Origin of the sequence: Paracoccus contaminans, from assembly GCF_002105555.1 — a bacterium.
GTDB lineage: Bacteria > Pseudomonadota > Alphaproteobacteria > Rhodobacterales > Rhodobacteraceae > Paracoccus > Paracoccus contaminans.
Map to the genome: position 1 here is coordinate 1,695,140 of NZ_CP020612.1, position 21,467 is coordinate 1,716,606.

The 21,467-nt window shown below is 70.2% G+C and carries 19 protein-coding genes; 5 read left to right on the forward strand and 14 right to left on the reverse strand.

The genetic code is table 11. From position 1 onward, the window contains the following. Positions 1-225: 225 nt before the first annotated feature. From B0A89_RS07985 to B0A89_RS08000, 4 genes are all read right to left on the reverse strand, one after another. Positions 226-1,173: a manganese catalase family protein gene (locus B0A89_RS07985; RefSeq protein WP_085377684.1), complete on the reverse strand. Its 948-nt coding sequence runs from the start codon at positions 1,171-1,173 to the stop codon at positions 226-228. A 132-nt stretch (positions 1,174-1,305) separates the two neighbouring features. After that, the gene (locus tag B0A89_RS07990; RefSeq protein ID WP_085377685.1) at positions 1,306-4,017 is read right to left on the reverse strand and encodes a DNA translocase FtsK; all 2,712 of its coding nucleotides are present in this window, start codon (positions 4,015-4,017) and stop codon (positions 1,306-1,308) included. A gap of 2 nt (positions 4,018-4,019) precedes the next feature. Continuing rightward, the gene (locus B0A89_RS07995) at positions 4,020-5,201 is read right to left on the reverse strand and encodes an aminotransferase class I/II-fold pyridoxal phosphate-dependent enzyme (RefSeq protein WP_085377686.1); all 1,182 of its coding nucleotides are present in this window, start codon (positions 5,199-5,201) and stop codon (positions 4,020-4,022) included. A gap of 99 nt (positions 5,202-5,300) precedes the next feature. Continuing rightward, positions 5,301-6,629: an amidase gene (locus B0A89_RS08000; protein ID WP_085377687.1), complete on the reverse strand. Its 1,329-nt coding sequence runs from the start codon at positions 6,627-6,629 to the stop codon at positions 5,301-5,303. Positions 6,630-6,725: 96 nt separating this feature from the next. On the opposite strand from B0A89_RS08000, the gene B0A89_RS08005 reads away from it, so the two are divergent. Beyond that, complete coding sequence (locus B0A89_RS08005) at positions 6,726-7,949, forward strand: UbiH/UbiF/VisC/COQ6 family ubiquinone biosynthesis hydroxylase (RefSeq protein ID WP_085377688.1); 1,224 nt, start codon at positions 6,726-6,728, stop codon at positions 7,947-7,949. A 116-nt stretch (positions 7,950-8,065) separates the two neighbouring features. Then, entirely contained in the window at positions 8,066-8,662 is a 597-nt protein-coding gene (locus B0A89_RS08010) for a LolA family protein (RefSeq protein WP_085377689.1), read from the forward strand. Between the two features lie 18 nt (positions 8,663-8,680). Here B0A89_RS08010 and B0A89_RS08015 read toward each other — a convergent pair whose 3' ends face one another. Continuing rightward, positions 8,681-9,268 (reverse strand): transglycosylase SLT domain-containing protein, encoded by a 588-nt coding sequence (locus B0A89_RS08015; RefSeq protein ID WP_085377690.1) that lies wholly within the window; start codon positions 9,266-9,268, stop codon positions 8,681-8,683. Positions 9,269-9,482: 214 nt separating this feature from the next. Here B0A89_RS08015 and B0A89_RS08020 point away from each other — a divergent pair, with 214 nt between their 5' ends. Next, a complete protein-coding gene (locus B0A89_RS08020; protein ID WP_085377691.1) occupies positions 9,483-10,664 on the forward strand; it encodes an acetyl-CoA C-acyltransferase family protein in 1,182 nt (393 codons plus the stop codon). Between the two features lie 61 nt (positions 10,665-10,725). On the opposite strand, the gene B0A89_RS08025 is transcribed toward B0A89_RS08020, so the two are convergent. The 8 genes from B0A89_RS08025 to B0A89_RS08060 form a co-directional block, all read right to left on the reverse strand. Then, positions 10,726-12,138: an ArnT family glycosyltransferase gene (locus B0A89_RS08025; RefSeq protein WP_085377692.1), complete on the reverse strand. Its 1,413-nt coding sequence runs from the start codon at positions 12,136-12,138 to the stop codon at positions 10,726-10,728. Continuing rightward, entirely contained in the window at positions 12,113-12,421 is a 309-nt protein-coding gene (locus B0A89_RS08030) for a lipid-A-disaccharide synthase N-terminal domain-containing protein (protein WP_205949738.1), read from the reverse strand. The genes B0A89_RS08025 and B0A89_RS08030 overlap by 26 nt, the downstream gene beginning before the upstream one ends. Further along, the gene (locus B0A89_RS08035) at positions 12,418-13,173 is read right to left on the reverse strand and encodes a glycosyltransferase family 2 protein (protein WP_085377693.1); all 756 of its coding nucleotides are present in this window, start codon (positions 13,171-13,173) and stop codon (positions 12,418-12,420) included. The genes B0A89_RS08030 and B0A89_RS08035 overlap by 4 nt, the downstream gene beginning before the upstream one ends. Positions 13,174-13,448: 275 nt before the next feature. Beyond that, positions 13,449-14,060, reverse strand: a complete 612-nt coding sequence (locus B0A89_RS08040; protein ID WP_085377694.1) for a queuosine precursor transporter — start codon at positions 14,058-14,060, stop codon at positions 13,449-13,451. 93 nt (positions 14,061-14,153) lie between these two features. Beyond that, a complete protein-coding gene (locus B0A89_RS08045; protein WP_085377695.1) occupies positions 14,154-15,272 on the reverse strand; it encodes an esterase-like activity of phytase family protein in 1,119 nt (372 codons plus the stop codon). Beyond that, positions 15,248-16,105, reverse strand: a complete 858-nt coding sequence (gene mepA / locus B0A89_RS08050; protein WP_157115287.1) for a penicillin-insensitive murein endopeptidase — start codon at positions 16,103-16,105, stop codon at positions 15,248-15,250. Before mepA ends, B0A89_RS08045 begins: the two co-directional genes overlap by 25 nt. Continuing rightward, positions 16,102-17,460 carry an MFS transporter gene (locus B0A89_RS08055; protein ID WP_085377696.1) on the reverse strand — a complete coding sequence of 453 codons (1,359 nt, stop codon included), beginning with the start codon at positions 17,458-17,460 and terminating at the stop codon, positions 16,102-16,104. The genes mepA and B0A89_RS08055 overlap by 4 nt, the downstream gene beginning before the upstream one ends. 70 nt (positions 17,461-17,530) lie before the next feature. Next, a complete protein-coding gene (locus tag B0A89_RS08060; protein ID WP_085377697.1) occupies positions 17,531-18,106 on the reverse strand; it encodes an acyl-CoA thioesterase in 576 nt (191 codons plus the stop codon). A gap of 179 nt (positions 18,107-18,285) precedes the next feature. Here B0A89_RS08060 and B0A89_RS08065 point away from each other — a divergent pair, with 179 nt between their 5' ends. Next, positions 18,286-18,579 (forward strand): YggT family protein, encoded by a 294-nt coding sequence (locus B0A89_RS08065; protein WP_085377698.1) that lies wholly within the window; start codon positions 18,286-18,288, stop codon positions 18,577-18,579. Beyond that, complete coding sequence (gene recQ / locus B0A89_RS08070; RefSeq protein ID WP_085377699.1) at positions 18,579-20,606, forward strand: DNA helicase RecQ; 2,028 nt, start codon at positions 18,579-18,581, stop codon at positions 20,604-20,606. The genes B0A89_RS08065 and recQ overlap by 1 nt, the downstream gene beginning before the upstream one ends. On the opposite strand, the gene B0A89_RS08075 is transcribed toward recQ, so the two are convergent. Next, the gene (locus tag B0A89_RS08075) at positions 20,603-21,382 is read right to left on the reverse strand and encodes an IclR family transcriptional regulator (RefSeq protein WP_085377700.1); all 780 of its coding nucleotides are present in this window, start codon (positions 21,380-21,382) and stop codon (positions 20,603-20,605) included. The two genes, recQ and B0A89_RS08075, sit on opposite strands and share 4 nt — an antisense overlap. Between the last annotated feature and the right edge of the window lie 85 nt (positions 21,383-21,467).

A 21,467-nucleotide genomic window follows, 5' to 3' on the forward strand; every position in this document is an offset into this window, starting at 1 on the left:
TGGTAGGCACAATGGGCCGGCGCTGACCCGCCGTCCCGTCACCCGGACGGGGATGCCCTGTCCACGGCCCCGGCCGGCGGGCACGGGGCAGGCAGGGACGTTCAGGGACAGCGGCGCGTTCCATTGCGGAACAATCCACAACACCCGCCGGCAGTTCCCCCGGGCGAGCGATGGGCGATGGGTTGCCGCCGTCCTGCCCCCGAGGACAGGACGGCGGCCCGTCCGTCACAGGGATCCGGCGCCCTGCATCGCGGCCTTGGTCAGACGCTCGGCGATCTCGAACATCTCCTCGGGGGCATAGTCGGGGGTGAAGGCGCAGGGCTCTCCGGTCAGGTCGTGGATCTTGCCGCCCTCTGGCATGCCGTCCACCACGATCAGCTCGCCCGGCGGATCGGTCGGCAGGGCCTGCTCGCCCTCCCAGATGCCGCGCATCGCCTGATAGTCGCCGTTCGAGAAGGTATAGAGCCGGCGGTGCGAGCCCTCGACCAGATATTTCTGGCATTCGGGGATCTTGTCCAGCGGGATGTTGGGCGTGGGCAGCATCTGCTCGATCGAAACCCCGGTCAGCTTCTTGAGCGCCAGCGCATAGGCATGGGCATGGACCGAGCCGCGCACCAGCAGATAGCCGCAGACCTCGCGCCCGGTCGCATTGTCCTGGGTCAGCGATTCATAGACCCGCAGCTTGTGCAGGCGCGCGCCGCATTCCAGGTGGAAGTTGTGCAGCAGGTCGAACACCACGTTGCCGGTGGTGGTGACCATGTCCACGTTCCACGACATGGAATTGGAATTCACGGGCACCGCGCCGCCGCCATGCGAGAAGAACGAGGCGGCCGAGCGGATGTCCTTCATCTGCTCGAACGGGGCATTCGACACGTCGCCGCCGTTTTTCTCGTCGGCGCCCGGCTTGTCGGGACCGTTCGCCAGCATGGCGATCCCGTGGGATACCAGCTCGACATGGCCGAGTTCCTCGGCCGTGATCGCGGCGACGAGGTTGTAGAAGGGCTTGAGCTTGCTTTTCGAGCGGAAGTTGAAGCTCTGGAACATGTAGTTCCCGAGCGTGGACATCTCGCCATATTTCCCGCCCAGCAATTCCTGCAACGCGGCGGCGGCGTTGGGGTCTGCTCTCCGCGGCGGCGGCAGTTCGGTCTGAAGTTGATCGACGCGCATGAACATGGGTTCATTCCTTTGGCCTTGCCAGGCCGCCGGATGACAGCCCGACCGCACAACCTGGACGGACTGATCGCGGATCCTGCCGGGCATGCCGCGCTAACATATGTTGGCGCGTCATGCGGGGCGCGGGCGGCCCTATACCTCGGGCACCAGCACCTCGCGCTTGCCCACATGGTTGGCGGGGCTGACGACGCCCTGTTCCTCCATCTGCTCGACCAGGCGCGCGGCCTTGTTGTAGCCGATGGCCAGCTTGCGCTGGATATAGCTGGTCGAGCATTTGCGGTCCTTGGCCACGATCGCCACCGCCAGATCATAGAGTTCGGCGTCCGCGCCCTCGCCCATCCCCAGCGCGGCTTCGATCTCGGCGGCGGCGGGATCGTCCTCGGCGGCGTCCACGACGCCCGACATGTAGCTGGGCGGCCCGAAGGATTTGAGGTGGTTGACGACCTCCTCGACCTCCTCGTCCGAGACGAACGGGCCGTGGACGCGGGTGATGCGGCTGCCGCCGGCCATATACAGCATGTCGCCCATGCCCAGCAGCTGTTCGGCGCCCTGCTCGCCCAGGATCGTGCGGCTGTCGATCTTGGAGGTGACCTGGAAACTGATCCGGGTGGGGAAGTTCGCCTTGATCGTGCCGGTGATCACGTCCACCGACGGGCGCTGCGTGGCCATGATGATGTGGATGCCCGAGGCCCGCGCCATCTGCGCCAGCCGCTGGATCGCCGCCTCGATTTCCTTGCCGGCGACCATCATCAGGTCGGCCATCTCGTCGACGATGACGACGATATAGGGGAAGGTCTCGGGCTGGAATTCCTCGGTCTCGAAGACAGGCTCGCCTGTGTCCTCGTCAAAGCCGGTCTGCATTGTGCGCTTGAACATCTCGCCGCGTGAGAGCGCCTCGGACACGCGGGCGTTGTAGCCCTCGATGTTGCGAACGCCCATCTTGGACATCTTGCGATAGCGTTCCTCCATTTCCGACACGACCCATTTGAGGGCCACCACGGCCTTTTTCGGGTCGGTCACGACGGGGGACAGCAGATGCGGGATGCCGTCATAGACCGACAGTTCCAGCATCTTGGGGTCGATCATGATCAGCCGGCATTCGGCCGGCGTCAGCTTGTAGAGCAGCGACAGGATCATGGTGTTGATGGCGACGGATTTGCCCGAACCGGTGGTCCCCGCGATCAGCAGGTGCGGCATCTTGGCAAGGTTCGCCACCACCGGCTCGCCGCCGATGTCCTTGCCCAGGGCAAGGGGCAGCGGCATCGAGCTGTCGCCGAAGGCCCGCGCCGACAGGATCTCGCGCAGCACGACCTTTTCGCGCCGCTGGTTGGGCAGTTCGATGCCGATGACGGTGCGGCCCGGCACGGTGCTGACGCGCGCCGACAGCGCCGACATCGACCGCGCGATGTCGTCGGCCAGCCCGATCACGCGGCTGGCCTTCAGCCCCGGCGCGGGTTCCAGCTCGTACAGCGTCACGACCGGGCCGGGATGGACGGCGGTGATCTGGCCCCGGACGCCGTAATCGTCCAGCACCGCCTCCAGCATGCGGGCATTCTCGGCCAGAGCCTCGGGGCTGGGGGTGTGCCGCTCGATCGTGCCGGGGGCGGCCAGCAGGGCAAGCGCAGGCTTTTCATAGCCGCTTGCCGCCACGTCGAAGGCAAGGCCGGGCTGCGCCTCGGCCGCAGCCTGGCGCGAGGGTGCGGGCTGGCGCGCGGGCGGCATGATGACGCGGCTGGTATCAGTGGGCGGGGCAGGGGGGACCGACTGCGCCCGGCCGGTCAGGCGGGCCGTGACGGCGGACAGGACGGACCGGCCCTCCGCCTCGGCCTCGGCGGAAGGCTCGATCTCTGCCTCGGTGCTGCGGTGGCGGATGGCGTCGCTGATCCGGGCGCTGACCTCGGCGGCATCGGGGGCGTCATCGCCCCGATAGACCGGGCGGTGTTCGACCAGTTCGGATTCCATCGGCGCGGGCGCCGGGGGCGGTGAAGGGGGCGTGGGCACGGGCGAAGCGGCCGGGGCCCCCTGTTCGGGGGCGCGTCGCAGGCGCGCCAGCAGCCCGGCGGGCAGGGTCTGGGGGGCAGGCGCGGTTTCGGCGGCGTCGCCAGCGTCGCCAGCGTCGGCGGTGTCGTTCTGCCGGCGCAGGCGGCGCGCCTCGGCCCGGCGGCGGACCTCGCGCGCGGCGGCCACGGATGCGCTGGCGCCACGGCCGACCAGCGTCATCCCAAGGTCATAGGCGGTGGCCAGCCCCGTGGCCAGGAACCGCCCGATCGCCATCAGCTCGCGCCGGTCGCAGCCCAGCACGAAGGCGCTCATCGCCACTGTCGCAAATGCCGTCACGAAGGCCAGCAGCTTGAGCGCGACCGCCGCCGGAAAGGGCACGATCCCCATCATTGCGCCCATGACCATGTCGCCCAGGTGCCCGCCCAGCCCGAAAGGCTGCGTCCAGTCGGCCGGCGGCACCATCGCCGTCGCATGCAGCGAGGCCAGCACCATCGCGATCGGGGTGAAGACGGCGCGCATCAGGCGCTCCTCCCCCCGGTGCAGCATCAGCCGCAGACCCCAGACCACCCCCGCCAGCGGCAGCATCCAGCTGCCATAGCCGACAATCATGAACAGGGCCGAGGCGACATAGGCGCCGAACCGCCCCAGCAGGTTCTGCGCCGCCTGATCGGTCGCCATCCCGATGCCCGGATCGTCTGGCGAATAGGATGTCAGGATCATCGCCATCAGCACGCTGACCACGATCAGGCCGGCGCCGACAAGCTCTTTGCCACGGCGCTGCAATGCCACCTGAGTGGTCTGGTCGAACAGCGGATCGCGGTGCTTAGCCTGCCAGCTGGCCATCCTCATCCCTTCCCGTAAAGCGTGTCGCGGATGCGGGTCAGCGCATCAGCGGTTTCCGCGGCCGGCCCGACCAGGGCGACGCGGATGAATCCGCGTCCGGGGTTGCCCGCCTCGGTGTCGCGCGACAGATAGGCCCCGGGCAGCACCTGCACGCCCGCCTCGGCCCAAAGCCGGCGGGCCGCCGCCTCTCCGTCATCGACGGGCAGCCACAGGAAGAACCCGCCCGCCGGGGGCAGGTATCCCGGCACATTGCCGAAGATGCGGTCGGCGATGGCGTATTTTTCCTGATACAGCGCCCGGTTGGCGGTGACGTGATCTTCGTCCGCCCAGGCGGCCTCGCTGACGCGCTGGTGGGGCAGGGGGATGGGCGCGCCGGCATAGCTGCGCAAGACGCGAAAGCGCGCGATCGCCTCGGCCGACCCGGCCGCAAAGCCCGAGCGCAGCCCCGGCAGGTTCGAGCGCTTGGACAGCGAATTGAACATCACCACCCTGTGCGCCAGCCCCATGCCCTCGGCCACCGCAAGGGCGCCGGGTGGCGGGGTGTCACGCCAGATCTCGGAATAGCACTCGTCGGAAAAGATCAGGAAATCGTGCCGCTCGGCCAGATCGACCAGCCGTTCCAGATAGTCGCGGCCCGCGACCGTGCCCTGGGGGTTGGCGGGCGAGCACAGATAGCAGATCGCCGCGGTATCCAGCAGGGACGCGTCCAGCGCCGTGAAATCGGGCAGATGCCCCGTCGCGGCAGCCGCATTCACGAAGACGGGCCGCGCGCCCACCGCCGCGGCGGCGACGGCATAGACCTGATAGAACGGGTTCGGGATCAGCACCGCCGGCCGGGCGCCGTTCTTGCGTTCGGGGCACAGCGCCAGCGCGGCGTTGAACAGCCCCTCGCGCGTGCCGTTCAGCGCCGTGATGCGCTCTGGCCCGACCTCGATCCCGTGGCGCGTGCCGATCCAGCCGGAAATCGCCGCCAGCAGCTGCGGCGTGCCGTCATTGGGGGGATACTTGCCCAGCTCGTCCACCGTGCGCGCCAGCACGGGGGCGACGAAATCAGGGATTCCGTGGCGCGGCTCGCCAATGGTCATCACCACGGGATCGGGGCCGGGGGTCACATCGGACAGCAGTTTCCGCAGGCGCGGAAATGCGTAGTCCGGCAGGTTCGAGAACCGCTCGGGGGAAATCATTGCTGCCTCATAGCCGCGGGATCGTGCCGTCCCGTTGGCATGCAGAGTATCGGCAAAGCCGCGATGCGTCCAGCGCGGCCGGACCGGTCTGCCCCGCGCCTATCGCCCCAGCGCCGATTCGATCGCCGCCGCCACGCGCAAGAGCCTGCGGTCTTCGCCCGCCGCGCCCAGCGCCATCAGCCCGCAGGCCGGACGGCGGGTCGGCAGCGTGATCGCCGGCAGGCCCATCAGGTTGCCGATGCGCGTATTGCGCAGCGCGAGCAGGTTTTCTGCGGCAAAGAAGGCGCCATCCGATTCGAGCCGCGCCGCCTCGGGCGGCAGGATCGGGGCGGTGGGCAGCAGCACGGCATCAAAGCCCGCGACCGCCGCCGCCCATTCGGCACGCAGCCGATCGAGCTGGTGCCAGCCGGCGACGTAGTCGGCCGCCGAGACCGCGCGCCCGCCGCGGAAGCGTTCGAGAATCGGCGGATACATCAGCTCGGGCGCCGCCTCGATCTGGGCGCGCCACTGGCCATAGGCCTCGGGGGCGAACAGGATGCCGGCCAGGTCCATGGCCTGCGCCGCGCAGGGGGGCGCGGCATGGGTGATGCGCGCGCCCGCCGCGGCAAGGGCGGCAAGGGCTTCCTCGAATGCGGCGACGGGTGCCTCGCGTGCGCCATCAAAGGGCACGCCGTCCAGCACCATCAGGCGCAGCCCGCCCGGCTCGGCGCCGCGCAGGTCGGCGCCCGGCCCGCCCCGGATCAGGGCAAACAGCGCGGCGCAATCCTCGACACTGCGGGCCAGCGGCCCGGCCACGTCAAAGCGGGCGCAGAGCGGCAGCACCCCCGCCATGTCCACCGCCCCCGGCGTCGGCTTGAAGCCGACCAGCCCGTTCCAGGCCGCGGGCAGGCGGATCGAGCCGCCCGTATCCGTCCCGATGGCCGCCGCCGCCAGCCCCAGCGCCACCGACACCGCCGCCCCCGCGGACGAGCCGCCTGCGACAAGGCCCGCGTCATAGGCATTGGGCACCGTCGCCACGGGCGGGTTCAGCCCCAGGCCCGAAAACGCCAGTTCGGTCATGTGGGTCTTGCCCAGGCAGACGCTGCCCTGCGCGGTGGCCGCGCCGAGGATTGCGGCATCGGCGGCCGGCACCCGCCCCTCGAGCAGCAGCGATCCCGCCTCGGTCGGCACGCCCGCGCTGTCGATGTTGTCCTTCCAGCTGAGCGCGATGCCATCCAGCAGCCCGCGCCTGAGCTGCGCCCGCGCCCGGTCATGGGCGGCGATCGCCTCGGCCCGCGCGCGCTCGGGCGTCAGGCGGGCATAGATGCGCTGGCCCAGCGGGTGGGCCGCCGCCGCATCAAGATAGCCCTCGGTCAGGTCCAGCGGACTGACCAGCCCGGCCATGATCGCCCGCCCCTGTCCCGTCGCCGTCGCCTTCAGCCAGTCCATGTCCGCCCCTGCTTGCCCTGCGGAAGGCTAGCGGGGCGGCCGCTGGCCGGCAATGGCGCATGGACGCTGCCGGGGCGCGCGGCTAGGGTGGCGGGCATGAGCATGGATCACGATGTCATCATCGCGGGCGGCGGGCTGAACGGCCCGGCGCTGGCGCTGGCGCTGGCGGGCGCGGGGCTGTCTGTCGCGGTCATCGACGCGCGGCCCGCGGCGGCGCGCGCGCAGGGCGGCTTTGACGGGCGCGCCTACGCACTGGCGCTGGCCTCGCGGCGGCTGCTGGCGGGCCTGGGCCTTTGGGCCGGGCTGGCGCCGGACGCCCAGCCCATCCTCAAGGTCGCCGCCGCGCAGGGCGAGGCGGGCGAGGGCTCCGGCCCCTTGCGCCTGCTGTTCGACAGCGCCGAGATCGAGGAAGGCCCTGTCGGCCACATGCTCGAGGACCGCTTTCTCTATGCCGCGCTGCTGGCGGCGATGGCGGGGCGCGTCACCCACCTGCCCGGCCGCCGGGTGGTGGGGCAGAACGCCCATCCCGGTCACGCCGCCGTCACGCTGGACGATGGAACGTCGCTGGTCGGGCGGCTGCTGGTGGGCGCGGACGGGCGCGGATCGGGCGTTGCCGCCCGCGCCGGCATCGCGCGGCGCGGTTGGGGCTATGGCCAGACTGCGCTGGTCGCCGCCGTCGATCACGAACGGCCCCATGAGGGAACGGCCTGGCAGTTCTTCATGCCCTCGGGGCCGCTGGCGATCCTGCCGCTGCCGGGCAATCGCAGCTCCATCGTCTGGTCCGAGCAGGACGCGCCCGCGCGCGCCATCGCCGCGCTGCCGGACGGGGCGTTCCTGGATGTGCTGCGTCCGCGGTTTGGCGATTTCCTGGGCGCCATCGCGCTGGCGGGGCCGCGGTTTTCCTATCCCCTCAGCCTCAGCCTTGCCGACAGCTATGTGGCCCCGCGTGTCGCGCTGGTGGGCGACGCGGCGCATGGGGTGCATCCGGTGGCGGGGCAGGGGCTCAATCTCGGCCTGCGCGACGTGGCGGCCCTGGCCGAGGTGATCGTCGATGCCGCCCGCCGGGGCGAGGATATCGGCGCCCCTGACGTGCTGGCCCGCTATCAGCGCTGGCGGCGCCCCGACGGCACGGCCTTGGGGCTGGGCATGGACGGAGTGAACCGGCTGTTTTCAAACCGCCTGCCGCTGCTGGGCGCGGCGCGCGGGCTGGGGATGGGGGCCGCGCGCGCCGTCGGGCCGCTGCGCCGGGCGCTGATGCGGCATGCGGCGGGACTGTCGATCGACCCGATGCCGCGGCTGCTGGCCGGCCAGCCGCTCTAGCCCTTCTTGCGCGATCGGCGCGCGGGCCGAACCCTCACGACAGGGTGCGCATGCGCCCGCCGCCGCGTCCCGGATTCGTGACGTGCAACCCTTTGCAAAGCCGGTATGATCGCGCCATGAACCTTCGCACCCTCGCGCTTGCGCCCGCCCTTGTCCTTGCCCTCGCCCTTCCGGCGGCGGCCGAAAAGATTCCGCTGAACGAGATCAGCCGCTATCTGAACAGTTTCAGGAGCGCGGTGGGCGATTTCACCCAGGTGAACCCGGACGGCTCGTCAACGCCGGGCCGCGTCTATATCCAGCGCCCCGGACGGGTGCGGTTCGAATATCGCGGCAACAACACGCTGGTTCTGGCCTCGGGCGGGCAGGTGGCGGTGTTCGACAAGAAATCCAACACCGGCGCGCAGCAGTATCCGCTGTCCAAGACACCGCTGTCGATCATCCTGGCGGACCGCGTGGACCTTGGCCGTTCCGGCATGGTCACGGGCTATGGCGAGAAGAAGAACGCCACCATCGTCAAGGCGCAGGACCCCGCCCATCCCGAATACGGCAACATCCAGCTGGTGTTCACGGCCAATCCGACGGAACTGCGCCAATGGGTCGTGACCGATGACAAGGGCAAGCGGACGACGGTTATCCTGGGCGCCATGCAGAAGGGCGTGTCCATCCCGCCCTCGACATTCTCGATCACCAACGAGGCAGAACGCCGCAAGTGACGGCGAGGGGCGCGCCGCTCAGGCGCGCCCGCATGCGATCAGCTGTATCTGATACATCTCGGCCCGCTGCTGGACCTTTCCGGCAACACCCATCAGCCAAGGCTTGGCCAAATGGCTGCCGCTGGCAAATCCCGTCCGCCCTTCGTGATAGGCCAGGTATTGCGAGGCCGCGTCGCCCTTGGGAATGCCAAGGCGCCTTGCCGTCCCGTCCATGTACCAGCCCATGAAATCGGTGGCGTCGCGGATATCGTCGCGCCGCGCCCGGCGCTTGCCCGTCTGGGCGAGGTATTCCTCCCACGTGCCGTCCAGCGCCTGCGAATAGCCGAAGGCCGAGCTTTGCCGCCCGATGGGGATGATTCCCAGCGCGTATTGATGGGGGGTGCGGGCATCGCCGATGAATTTCGATTCCTGGTGGATCGCGGCCATCTGCACCGCCACCGGCACGCCCCAGCGCGCCTGCGCCGCGCGCATCGCCTGCAGAAAGGCCGGCCGCTCGGACGTGATCGCGCAGGCATTGTCCAGATCGCGCGGCGGCTTGAAGCTGCCGCCCCCGCCCCCGCAGGAAGCGACCAGCATGACAATCGCCAGCTTGAGATAGTTGTTCATCCGCCTGCCCGCCCGGTCCGGTTCTGGTGTTTTGCGGCAAGTTTAGGAAATCGGGCAGGGAAGGAAAAGCCGCACCGGACGGTCGGCCGGTCCTCTCCGTCGCTGCCCGGCCTTGCCGGGGCCGGGGCTGCGTCCCATGTCCCTTGTGCGCTCGCAAGGCATCGTTAATCTGGCCGGCGACAAAAGGTATTCATCTTTTCGGGGGAACCGGACAATGGCAGACAATGACATCGTGATCCTGTCTGGCGCGCGTACGGCCATCGGCGGCTTTGCCGGCAGCCTTGCCAGCGTCACGCCGATCCAGCTGGCCGCGACCGTGACCAGGGCGGCTGTCGAGCGGGCAGGGATCTCTGCGGACAATATCGGCACCGTGGTGTTCGGCCATGTCATCAACACCGAACCGCGCGATCAGTATCTGTCGCGCGTCGCCATGCTCGAGGCGGGCCTGCCCGACACCACGCCGGCGATGAATGTCAACCGGCTGTGCGGATCGGGTGTGCAGGCGATCGTGTCGGCGGCGCAGTCGCTGATGCTGGGGGATGCCGATTTCGCCGTGGCCGGCGGGGCCGAGGCGATGAGCCGCGGGGCCTATATCGTTCCCTCGCTGCGTTCGGGCGCGCGGATGGGCGACCAGCAGATCCTTGACATGATGACCGGCGCGCTGACCTGCCCGATGGGCACCGGCCACATGGGCGTGACGGCCGAGAATGTCGCCCAGGAACATGACGTCAGCCGCGCCGACATGGATGCCTTTGCCCTGGAAAGCCAGCGGCGCGCGGCCAATGCCATCGAACAGGGCTATTTCAAGGACCAGATCGTCCCGGTCGAGGTCAAGACGCGCAAGGGCATCGTCACCTTCGACACCGACGAACATCCCAAGTCCACCTCGGCCGAGGCGCTGGCCGGGCTGAAGCCCGCCTTCAAGAAGGACGGCAAGGTCACGGCGGGCAATGCCTCGGGGATCAATGACGGCGCCGCCGCGCTGGTGCTGGCGCGCGAAGGCGCGGCCCGCGCCGCGGGGCTGACGCCCCGGTTCCGCATCCTCGGCTATGCCCATGCGGGCGTGCGCCCCGAAGTCATGGGCATCGGCCCGGTTCCCGCCGTGCGCAAGCTGCTGGAACGGACCGGCCTGACGGTGGACGATTTCGACGTGATCGAATCGAACGAGGCCTTTGCCGCACAGGCCCTCGCCGTCAGCAAGGAGCTGAACTTCGATCCCGCCAAGGTGAACCCCAATGGCGGGGCAATCGCGCTGGGCCACCCCGTCGGCGCGACCGGCGCGATCATCACCGTCAAGGCGATATACGAGCTGGACCGGATCGGGGGCAAGAAGGCGCTGATCACCATGTGCATCGGCGGCGGGCAGGGCATCGCGCTGGCGATCGAGCGCATCTGAACCCCTTGCGGCGGCGGCGCGGGCCGTGGTCCGCGCCGCTGCTGTCTTGCGCGGGGGCGCCTCAGCGCCTCAGGGGGGTAAGGCACGGCCCCTCCAGCCGCGCAGTCTCGAACGGGCGTGAGCCCAGATCGCCCGGCCCCGGCGTCATGAGGCGGCGATCTTGCGCGCAGGGTGGCGCGCTGCCGACTGCGCCGACCCACAGGGCCGGTCCGGCCTCGGTGCGCAGCGGATAGATCAGGTCATAATGGCTGGGCACGGGGCCGCGCGGGCCGGGCACCGCACGCACCCGCAGCGCCAGCCCCTTGGCGCGCCAGGTCAGCGCGGCCAGCATGGCCCGGTCGCTGGCCACGATCAGCGGCGCGCCATGGGCGGCGGCGATCACCGCATCCGCGGCCGCCCTGTTGCCGACATAGCGCGCCAGCACCGGCCGCCCGTTTCGTTCCCAGTCCTGCGCCCAGGTTCCGATCACCGGCAGGCCCAGCGCCAGTGCCCCGTTCACCGCCACGGCGGCCACCGCCAGCCGGGGCCGGGGTGACAGCCAGGCGGCCATCAGGATCGCGCCGGGCACATAGGCCCCCGCGGCCCAGTTGGCGTTCGCCTCGGACTGCACGGCTTGCAGCACCACGATGACCAGCGGCGCCGCCGCGATCGCCGCCAGCCCCCGCAGGCCGGGCGGCCAGCGCCGCATCAGCCCCGCCAGCAGGGCCATGAAGGTCAGCGGCCCCGCGACGGCGAACTGTTCGACGAAAAAGCGCGCCGCGTGGCCAAGATGCAGCGCACCCTGCCAGTCGGCGTTCTGCGCGGTATGCCGCAGGGTGGCAAAGTCATGGCTGGCGTTCCACAGGATGTTCGGCGCGAAAAGGACCAGCGCCGTCCCCGCCGCGACCAGCATCTCGGCCGGCGGGCGCCGCCAGTGCCGGTCGATCCAGCCTGCCAGCGCCAGGCCCGGCAGCGGGAACAGCATGGCGTATTTCGACCACAGGCCCGCAGACAGCGCGGCCCCCGCCAGCGCCGCGCCCCCCAGGCCGGGCGCCCGGGCCCAGGCCAGCAGGAACAGCGCGAGCGCCAGCATCTGCGGGCTGTCGGTCGAAATCAGGATGCTGCCGGCCGATACCAGCGGCAGGGTCGCATAGATCACCCCCGCAAGCGCCCCGGTTGCCGGACCGGCCAGCCGCCGTGCCAGGGCCATCACCGCAAGCGCCGCCGCGCCGTGGACCAGCGGCCAAGGCAGGCGGGCCACCCAGGCCGCGTCGGAGCCGGCCGCCTCGTTCGCGGCGCGGATCAGCCAGCCGACCATCGGCGGCTTGGACCATGCGCCCGCCGCCAGCTCCTGCCCCCACAGCCAGTACTGGGCCTCATCGACATACAGCTCGAGATCGGACCAGCGCAGCCAGGCCAGGCGCCAGGCCGTCAGCCCTGCGATGATGCCGATGGCAAGCCACTCGGGCCTAGGCCGCGGGCGACTTCGCCGCATGGATCAGCCACAGGTTGCGCAGATAGATCACCGTGCCCAAGGCCTGTCCGAAGATGAAGACGGGATCGCGCCGGTGGATCGCATAAGCCAGCAGCGTCAGCCCGCCCAGCAGCGAGAAATACCAGAAGGCCACCGGCACGACAGATTGGCGTGCGCGTTCGGATGCGATCCACTGGATCAGGAAGCGCATCATGAACATGGCCTGCGCGAAAAAGCCGAAGATCACCCAGAGCAGTTCCGCTCGCGTCGTGACCTTGAAGAAATGCATCATCGCAAGGGTCATGTCCGGTCCTCTGGGGTGCGTTCTATGGCGCGGACGGTCTTGCGCCGGCGCAGCAGCCAGGCCACCCCGGCCAGGTCGCTGACCCCGACCACGCCGCGCTGCCAGTTGCTGTAGTTCGATCGGCCCTTCCCGCGCGCGCGATGGGCGACATCGACATGCGCAACGCGCCAGCCATCGCGGGCGAACAGGGCGGGCAGATAGCGGTGCTGGTGGTTGAAGAAGGGCAGCGACAGATAGGCATCGCGGCGAAAGGCCTTCAGCCCGCAACCGGTGTCGCGCGTGTCGTCCTTCAGAACCCTTGCGCGCAGCCGGTTCGCCGCCGTGGATGCCAGCCTTTTCGAGGCGGTGTCCTGCCGGCCCACGCGCTGGCCGGCCACCAGCCCCAGATCATCGGGGCCATCCAGCAGCGGCGCCACCAGGCGGGGCAGTTCCTCGGGCGGGTTCTGGCCGTCGCCGTCCAGCGTCACGATGATGGGCGCGCGCGCGGCAATGGCGCCGTTATGCACCCCCGCCGACTGCCCGCCCGACCGGGGATGCGACAGCAGCCGCAGCCAGGGGCGCTGCCGCGCCAGTTCCAGCACCTGCGCGGCCGTGTCATCGGTCGAGCCGTCGTCGACGACGATTACCTCGAAGGGGGCAAAGGGGGCGAGGGCGGCCTCGATTCCGCCGATCAGGGGGGCGATGTTCCCCGCCTCGTTCCGGCAGGGAATGACCACGGACAGGCGCGGGCCGGGGGAAAGGGGTTGATCCATGATCCGTTGCCTGGTGCTTGCCACTGACAGCCTGCCCGCGATTTCGGCGGGACGAAATAAAACGGGCGCCCCAAGGGGCGACCCGCGAGATCAAAGGAGAAGGTCCGGTTAGGGATGGTTCAACCCGGTCCCAAGCCGACCCCTGCCGCCATTGGGGCTGCCCTCAGGCACAGGGCTTTCTGCTTGTCCCGACTCCGTTCTCCAACATCACTCTCGACACTGGACCACCTCCTTTCGCTGGGCTTCGCCGCGGCAGAGGGTGCCACAGCCGCGGGTCAAGTCAACGGGTTTTCCGCATGCGCGGCCAAGATTTTGTTGACCGCGCCCCGATAGGGCACAAGGGCCAGCAGGGCCAGCGTCATCTTGGTCAGCCAGTCCGCCAGCCCCAGCGACACCCACAGCGGCACGTCATGGCCCAGCCCCAGCAGCGGCACCGCTTCATTGGCCCAGCCGGTATTGATGTCGGCCGGCAGCATCGTCCCGAAGGCGATCGAAAAGAACAGCACGGTGTCGATCACCGATCCGGCGAGCGTGGACAGGAACGGGGCCTTCCACCATGCCTTTCGCCGCAGCCGGTCGAAGACCGTCACATCGATCAGCTGCGCGGTCAGGAAGGCAATCCCCGAGGCCGCGGCGATCCGCAGCGTCGTCTTGTCCAGCCCCGCCGCGACAAGCGAGCAGACCGCCCCGAACAGAAAGCCGGCCAGCACCACCTTGCGCGCCGCGCCCACCCCGCGAAAGCGGTTGGTCAGGTCCGTGACCAGAAAGGCGACCGGATAGGTCAGCGCCCCCCAGGTCAGCCAGTCGCCCAGGCGGAACTGGACAAGGATGTTCGAGGACAGCACGACGGCGGCCATCGCGAGGATCGCGGGCACAAGAGGGCGCATGGATGTGGGTTCCGTTTTACAAGGTGGCGGAAGAACTCGGCCCGGATGCGGGCACCGGGCGCTTACGATGCGCCCGGACCTTGCGTCAAGCGGTCATTCGGCACGGACAGGGGGACGGTTCCCAGCCGGCCCGGGCGCGGCCATGGGGGCGGGGGCAGAGACAGCTGCGCCCAGGATGCCCGGTCCGGGGGCCGGCGGCGGGGATGCGCCTGCGGCGGCGCCAGCCGGGCCCGGCGCCGGCGCAGGTGGCGGCGGGGGCGATGCAGGCTCGGCCGGGGCCGAGAGGGCCAGCGGGCGGCCCGCCGCGGCGCGTTCGCGGACGCGGAACTCGACCAGTTGGGTCTGCTGGACGAACAGGAAATTGTCATCCGAGATCAGCGTGACGCGGATGCCCTGGCCATCGCGCCACACGGCGATCCCTTCGAGGTTGTCATACTGCCGCGGCACCGATTCGATCAGTGTCTCGGGCGGGCCGAGCGCCTCGTCGGTCATCGCATAGCGGCGCACGCGGCTGGTAAAGCCCAGCAGCCCGCTAAAGTCGCGCTCCAGCACATACAGCCTGCCGTCGGGGCCGACATCGGCCCCGACCGGCGCCCAGCCATCCTCGCGCGGCAGGTCGAACGGGTTGCTCCATGCCCCGTCACGCAGCCGCCAGACGGGAAAGCCCGAATCAGCCTGCGACCAGCCTTCGGGTATGGTGAGCAGATCGCCCGAGGGCGTCACGGCCAGCGCCTCAAGCCCCATGTTGCGCTGCAGCGCACGCAGGAACGGGGCGGGCGGCACCGGCACCGCGGGCCGATCGGGATCGTCATAGCGGGCGATGCGGTCCAGCCCCTCGAAGCTGACGAACATCCGCCCCTGCGCGTCGATGGCCAGCCCTTCGGCATCGCCCTTGTAGCCCGGCTGCAGCTTGCGGCCCTGGCTGTCCTGCAGCCGGGCGGTGCCCGCGGTCGTCAGGCCGCTGATCCGGCCCTGCCGGCTGCGCTGGACGCTGCCCCAGCGGATCGTGCCGCGATCGGACAGCGCCCAATAGCGGCTGCCGTCCTCTGACAGCTCAAGCCCCGAAAAGCCGCCGAAATCGGCATCGCCCTCGTGCCAGACAAAGATTCCCAGGGCGTCGATCACCACGTCGGCACGGGCGGCTGCCGGCCCCGCCGCCAGCCAGGCCAGCCCTGCCGCCGCCGCGATCAGCGCGTGACGAGCGCCTGGCATGCGCGGGGCAGTTCGCTGAGCCTGAGGCTGCGCGGATGGCGGGCCTTGGGATCGGGCGGCGCGGCCTTGGGCGGATGGATGCGGTTCTCGATCCACTGCGCGGCCTCGGCGCAGCCGTCGCCGGGGGGCGGGGGGTCCTGATCCTCGCACCCGCCATTCGGGCAGGCCAGCCGGACGTGAAAATGGTAATCATGCGCGTTGATCGGGCGGATCTTGCGCAGATAGCCGCGATCGCCGCGTTCGGCATTGCACATCGCCACCTTGGCGACCGGATCGACAAAGATCCGCTGGACGCGCGGGTCCATCGCCGCCGCGCGCAGGATCGCGTGGTGCGAGGCCGACCACAGCGGGCTGGGCGCAATTCCGCCCTTGGCCACTACGGATTGCGACGAAATCTTTTCCCGCTGCGCCGCGGTCAGGTGCAGCGACGGCGGCGGCAGCATCCAGATATCGGCATCCAGCCCGATCTGGTGGCTGGCATGGCCGGTGACCATCGGCCCGCCCAGCGGCTGGCTCATGTCGCCGATGTAAAGCCCGCGCCAGCCGTATTGCGTCGCCTGCCGCGACAGGCCGACCAGGAAATCGACCAGCTGCGGGTTGCCCCAGTTGCGGTTGCGCGACAGCCGCATCACCTGCCAGGTCGGCCCGGTTTCCGGCAACTGCACATTCCCGGACGCGCAGCCCTTGCTGTAGAAACCGATCGCCGCGGCCGGCCCGCCGTTCGAGGTGCGCTGGGCGCCAAAGACCTCCTTGGCCAGCGGATCGGCTGCGGCGGGCAGGGCGGCTGCGGCCAGCAGGCCGGCGGCAAGGACGGATTTCAGGGCGCGGATCACGGATCGGGTTCTCCCTCTGGGTTGACGCTGTTTAGCAGCGCCAGCGACAGAAGGAACATCACGATCAGCGGCGATATGCCGATGCGCTGGCTGCCCGTCGCCGCCGTCGCCGCCGCGATCAGCAGCGGGGCAAGGAATGCGGTCGCCTTGCCCGACAGGGCATAAAGGCCGAACGCCTCGGTCGCCCGCGCCGGCGCGGTGTGGCGCACCATCATCGTGCGGCTGGCCGCCTGCAGCATCCCGCCCGCGCCTCCGATGACGACGCCGCAGCCGAAGAACAGCGCATCGGGCAGGCGCGATCCCGCCGGCAGGGGCAGGCCCCACAGCTGTGTGCGGGTCATGCCGACGACCAGCAGGCAGACGGCGATCAGCGCCAGCGTGCAGCAGGCGATCACCGGCCGCGGGCCCCAGCGCCGGTCGGCGCGCCCGCCCAGCCAGCAGATCACCGCCGCCGCCACCGCGCTGACCACGCCGAAGATGCCCGACCAGATCACCGGCCAGCCCAGCACCGTCGCCGCATAGATGCCGCCAAAGCCATAAAGCGCATTCAGCGCATCGCGCGAGAACATCGACGAGATCAGCCAGGCCGCGAGCGATCGGCGCCGCCCGAGGCTGCCCACCAGCGCGCGCAGATCGCGCAGCGCCGCCCCGATGCGGATGGGCCGGGCCGGGCCGCGCGGCTCGCGCACCCACAGGAAAAAGGGCACCATGAACAGCGCATACCAGATCGCGGTGAACGGCCCGACAAAGCGCGTCCCCTCGCGCACGGCGCCGTCCAGCCCCAGCGCCGGGGCGCGGCCCAGCAGCGTCAGCCCCGTGCGCCCGCTATCGGCGAACAGCGCCAGCATCAGGACCAGCGACACCACACCGCCGGCATAGCCGAAGGCATAGCCCGACCCCGACACCCGGCCCATATCCTCGCGCGAGGTCAGGGTCGGCATCAGGGCATTGGTGAAGATGGCCGTGAATTCCATCCCGATGAGGCCGAGGCCGAACAGCGCCAGCGCCGGGACCAGCGCCGCGCCGCCGGGGGCCAGCACCCACAGCCCGGCCGCGCCCGCGACATAAAGTGCCGAGAACAGCCAGATCCAGGGCATCCGCCGCCCGCTGTGATCGGCGATCGCGCCAAGGATCGGCGCCAGCACGGCGATGATGATGCCCGAGGCCGACAGCCCCCAGCCCCACAGCGCCTGCGCGCGCGCGCCTGCGCCTTCGGCCGTCATGCCGGCCAGGACGAACCGCCCCTGCGCCACCTCGGCGAAATAGATCGAAAAGACGAATGTCAGCAGCAGCGTGGCATAGGGCTGGCTGGCCCAGTCATAGAACCACCAGCCCCAGATGCGTTTGCGGTCCATGGCATCCCCGGATTGTCGCGCGCATAAGGCAGAAAGCCGCTCGGGCTGGCAAGCCCTCCGCGGCGGCCCGTCAGGCCGGCAAGTCTTTCGTGCGCGGCGCCAGCCCATCGGGCAGGACGGGCGGCCAGGGGCGCTGCGCTTCGGCGGCGATCCAGGCCTCGGCCCAGGCCGGCAGGGCGGGGCTGTCGCCGTGATGGCCCAGCGCAGCCATGAACGCGGCCGGGCTGACGATCCCCTTGCGCCCGCCGCCCACGATCGCGACGCGCAGCAGCATCTGGTTGGCGCATTCGCCCGCGATCCAGATCGACTGTTCCATGTAGAGAAAGCGCCCGTCCCAGCCGAGCGTCCGGCTGACCTGGGTGAACCGCTGGAACAGCCTGATGCGCCTGCGATAGCGCACCGAATTGCCGGCGACGGTAAAGCCCCAGCCCTTCCGCCGCATCGTGTCCACGATCCCCATGCGGATCGACATCGGAATCCGCCCCAGGTCATACAGCGTCAGGGTGCGGCCGTTGTTCAGCTCGCGCCACGGGTCGATGTCCCATGGCCAGACCCGGTGGGTGGACACATGCGCGCCCAGCGGCGGCAGGGGCGCGGCGCGGCGGGCATTGATGACTTCTCGGGCAAAGCGCAGGAAGGGATACATGCGGGGCCTCCGGGTTGCCCGAGGCGCTAGCGGCGGGCCGGGCTCAGGTCAACCGCAACCCCGCGGCAGGTTCGGGCGGTCCCGAATATCCCGGGTGTCCGGGGGCTGGCCCCCGGTCCGGCGCTTGCGCGGGGGGCCGCGATCCCCTACCTCAACCCCGACCGACGCGGAGACCCCCGATGACCACGCTGTTCCAGGCGCTGATGCTGATCCTCGATGTGCTGTGGTTCATCATGATCGCGCACATCATCATGTCCTGGCTGATCAACTTTCAGGTGCTGAACCTGCGCCAGCCGCTGGTCGCGCAGGTCTGGGACGGGCTGAACCGGGCGCTGGAGCCGATCTATCGCCCGATCCGCAGCATCATGCCCGACCTCGGCGGTCTGGATCTGGCGCCGCTGGTGGTGTTCATCGCCATCATCATCCTGCAGCGGGCGCTGGTGAACAACGCCGGGTTCTTCTTCGGCTACTGATGCCGCAGGACCTGCTGCGCGAGGTCTGGGGGTTCGACGATTTCCGCCCCGGCCAGGGCGAGATCGTTCAGGCGGTCGCCGCGGGGCGCGACGTGCTGGCGATCATGCCCACGGGGGGCGGCAAGTCGCTGTGCTATCAGCTGCCGGCGCTGATGCGGGACGGGGTGACGGTGGTCATCTCGCCGCTGATTGCGCTGATGCGCGATCAGGTGCGGTCCCTGCGCGAGGCAGGCGTCGCCGCGGGTGCCCTGACCAGCGGCAACACCGAGGCGGAAACGGGCGAGGTGTTCGCGGCGCTGAGCAACGGCACGCTCAAGCTGCTGTACATGGCGCCGGAACGGCTGGCATCGGGGGCGACGGTGCCGATGCTGCGCCGCGCGGGCGTGACCGCGATCGCCGTGGACGAGGCGCATTGCGTCAGCCAGTGGGGCCACGATTTTCGCCCCGACTATCTGCGCGTGGGCGATCTGCGCCGGGCGCTGGGCGTGCCGCTGGCCGCCTTTACCGCAACGGCCGATGCCGAAACGCGCGATGAGATCGTCGCCCGCCTGTTCGACGGGCGCGCCCCGCAGGTATTCCTGCGCGGCTTTGACCGGCCCAACATCCATCTGGCCTTTCAGCCCAAGGACAATCCGCGCCGGCAGATCATGGATTTCGCCGCCGCCCGGCGCGGCCAGTCGGGCATCATCTATTGCGCCACCCGCGCCAAGACCGAAACGCTGGACGCCGCCCTGAACGCCGCCGGCATCCCCGCCGTCGCCTATCACGGCGGGATGGAGGCCGAGCAGCGCCGCGAGGTCGAGGGCCGTTTCCAGCGCGAGGACGGCCTTGTCGTCACCGCGACCGTCGCCTTCGGCATGGGCATCGACAAGCCCGACATCCGCTGGGTCGCCCATGCCGACCTGCCCAAGTCGATCGAGTCCTACTATCAGGAAATCGGCCGCGCCGGCCGCGACGGCGCGCCTGCCGAAACACTGACCCTGTATGGGCCCGACGACATCCGCCTGCGCCGCACGCAAGTGGACGAGGGGCTTGCCCCGGCCGAGCGGAAAGAGGCCGATCATGGCCGCCTGAATGCGCTGCTGGGCCTGGCCGAGGCGACTGCCTGCCGCCGCCAGCATCTGCTGGCCTATTTCGGCGAAACCTCTGACCCCTGCGGCAACTGCGATCTGTGCGACAACCCGCCCGAGCTGTTCGACGCCACCCAGCCGGTGCGGATGGCGCTGTCGGCGATCCTGCGGACGGGCGAATGGTTCGGGCAGGGGCACATCATCGACGTGCTGACCGGCACGGCGACCGACAAGATCACCCAGCGCGGCCATGACCGGCTGCCGACCTTCGGTGTCGGCAAGGCGGTGCCAAAGGGCGAATGGCAGGCGATCCTGCGCCAGATGCTGGGGCGCGACCTGATCCGCCCTGATCCCGAACGCCATGGCGGGCTGCGCATCACCGCCACGGCCCATCCGGTGCTGCGCGGCGAAACCCCCGTCACGCTGCGCCGTGATCTGGTGCGCCGGGCCAGGCCCGATCCCGTCGTCCGCGCCCAGGTCGATGACGAGGACGCGCCCCTGCTGTCGGCGCTGAAGGCCAAGCGCCGCGCGCTGGCCGAATCGCAGCGGGTGCCCGCCTATGTCATCTTTCCAGACCGCACGCTGATCGAGATGGCGCGGGCGCGCCCGCAGACGCTGGACGCGATGGCCCGCATCGGCGGCGTGGGCGCAAAAAAGCTGGAAAGCTATGGCGCGGCCTTTCTGGCCATCATCGCCGGCGCGCCGCCCGCCCCCATGCACCCGGCCCGCCGCGCGCTGGCGGGGGGCGATGCGGGGGCGCTTTACGACCGGCTCGAGGCAGCGGCGCGCGATCTGGCCCGCGGCACCGACGGGACTGGAAAGCCGCTGTCGCTCAGCCCCTCGCTGTTGCGGCGCATCGCGCAGGACAGGCCGGCCGATCTGGGGCGCTATCTGGACGGGGCGCGGCTCGACCGCTTTGGCGCCGCCTTTGCCGAGGCGATCGGCCGGCAGGACTAGAGCTCGGCCGGCGGCGCGCCGCCCAGCAGCGCGGTCAGCGCCGCCGCTGCCTGCGCCACCCGTTCACCCAGCGGCTCAAGCCGGTCGGCGGTCAGCCGCGCCGCCGCCCCGGAAATCGAAATCGCGCAGGCAGCCTCGCCCTGCGGCGACCAGACCACCGCCGCAAGGCAGCGCATGCCGAGGTTGAACTCCTCGTCGTCCAGCGCCCAGCCGCGGGCGCGGGTGCGGGCGATGTCGGCCATCGCCGCCTTGGGCGTGCGCAGGCTTTTCGATGTCAGCGGCGGCAGCCCGGCGCGGGCCGCCAGGGCCAGCACCTCCTCGTCGCGCCATGTCGCCAGGATCGCCTTGCCCATGGCCGAGCAGAAAACCGGCACCCGCCGGCCCGGCGGCGACAGGGCGCGGCGGATTTCCCGGCTTTCCACCTGGCTGACCGTCACGAGGTGGTCGTCGTCGAGGATGCCCAGATTCGCCGTCTCGCGCGTGGCATCGCGCAGCCGGCGCAGCATCGGCAGCGCGGGGGCCACAAAGCTGAGCCGGCGGCCATAGGCCATCCCGGTCGAGAACGTCTCGCGCCCCACATGCCAGGCCGAGGCGGCCGGCTCGAACTGCGCAAAGCCCTGCTGTTCCAGCGTCGTCAGCAAGCGGTGGGCGGTGGACACGGGCAGGCCGGCCGCGCGGGCCAGGTCGGACAGGCGCGTGCCGCCCTCGCCCTGCGCCATCAGCCGCAGCAGCGTCAGCGCCCGCACCACCGATTGAACGCCGTCCTTTTCCGCCATGGCTCACTCTCCGCTTCTTGCCGGATCATGGAAAAAAAACGGCCGGGTGTCACGAGGGCGACGCACAAGCGCTATGTCCGTCGGA

Coding starts and splice junctions, on each gene's coding strand:
- B0A89_RS08015 (WP_085377690.1), bottom strand. CDS start 9,268: ATGAACAACTATCTCAAGCTGGCGATTGTCATGCTGGTCGCTTCCTGC.
- B0A89_RS08030 (WP_205949738.1), bottom strand. CDS start 12,421: ATGACCCTTGCGATGATGCATTTCTTCAAGGTCACGACGCGAGCGGAA.
- B0A89_RS08020 (WP_085377691.1), top strand. CDS start 9,483: ATGGCAGACAATGACATCGTGATCCTGTCTGGCGCGCGTACGGCCATC.
- B0A89_RS08035 (WP_085377693.1), bottom strand. CDS start 13,173: ATGGATCAACCCCTTTCCCCCGGCCCGCGCCTGTCCGTGGTCATTCCC.
- B0A89_RS08025 (WP_085377692.1), bottom strand. CDS start 12,138: ATGCGGCGAAGTCGCCCGCGGCCTAGGCCCGAGTGGCTTGCCATCGGC.
- B0A89_RS08040 (WP_085377694.1), bottom strand. CDS start 14,060: ATGCGCCCTCTTGTGCCCGCGATCCTCGCGATGGCCGCCGTCGTGCTG.
- B0A89_RS08060 (WP_085377697.1), bottom strand. CDS start 18,106: ATGTATCCCTTCCTGCGCTTTGCCCGAGAAGTCATCAATGCCCGCCGC.
- recQ (WP_085377699.1), top strand. CDS start 18,579: ATGCCGCAGGACCTGCTGCGCGAGGTCTGGGGGTTCGACGATTTCCGC.
- B0A89_RS08055 (WP_085377696.1), bottom strand. CDS start 17,460: ATGGACCGCAAACGCATCTGGGGCTGGTGGTTCTATGACTGGGCCAGC.
- B0A89_RS08010 (WP_085377689.1), top strand. CDS start 8,066: ATGAACCTTCGCACCCTCGCGCTTGCGCCCGCCCTTGTCCTTGCCCTC.
- B0A89_RS08075 (WP_085377700.1), bottom strand. CDS start 21,382: ATGGCGGAAAAGGACGGCGTTCAATCGGTGGTGCGGGCGCTGACGCTG.
- B0A89_RS08045 (WP_085377695.1), bottom strand. CDS start 15,272: ATGCCAGGCGCTCGTCACGCGCTGATCGCGGCGGCGGCAGGGCTGGCC.
- B0A89_RS07985 (WP_085377684.1), bottom strand. CDS start 1,173: ATGTTCATGCGCGTCGATCAACTTCAGACCGAACTGCCGCCGCCGCGG.
- B0A89_RS07990 (WP_085377685.1), bottom strand. CDS start 4,017: ATGGCCAGCTGGCAGGCTAAGCACCGCGATCCGCTGTTCGACCAGACC.
- B0A89_RS07995 (WP_085377686.1), bottom strand. CDS start 5,201: ATGATTTCCCCCGAGCGGTTCTCGAACCTGCCGGACTACGCATTTCCG.
- B0A89_RS08005 (WP_085377688.1), top strand. CDS start 6,726: ATGAGCATGGATCACGATGTCATCATCGCGGGCGGCGGGCTGAACGGC.
- B0A89_RS08065 (WP_085377698.1), top strand. CDS start 18,286: ATGACCACGCTGTTCCAGGCGCTGATGCTGATCCTCGATGTGCTGTGG.
- B0A89_RS08000 (WP_085377687.1), bottom strand. CDS start 6,629: ATGGACTGGCTGAAGGCGACGGCGACGGGACAGGGGCGGGCGATCATG.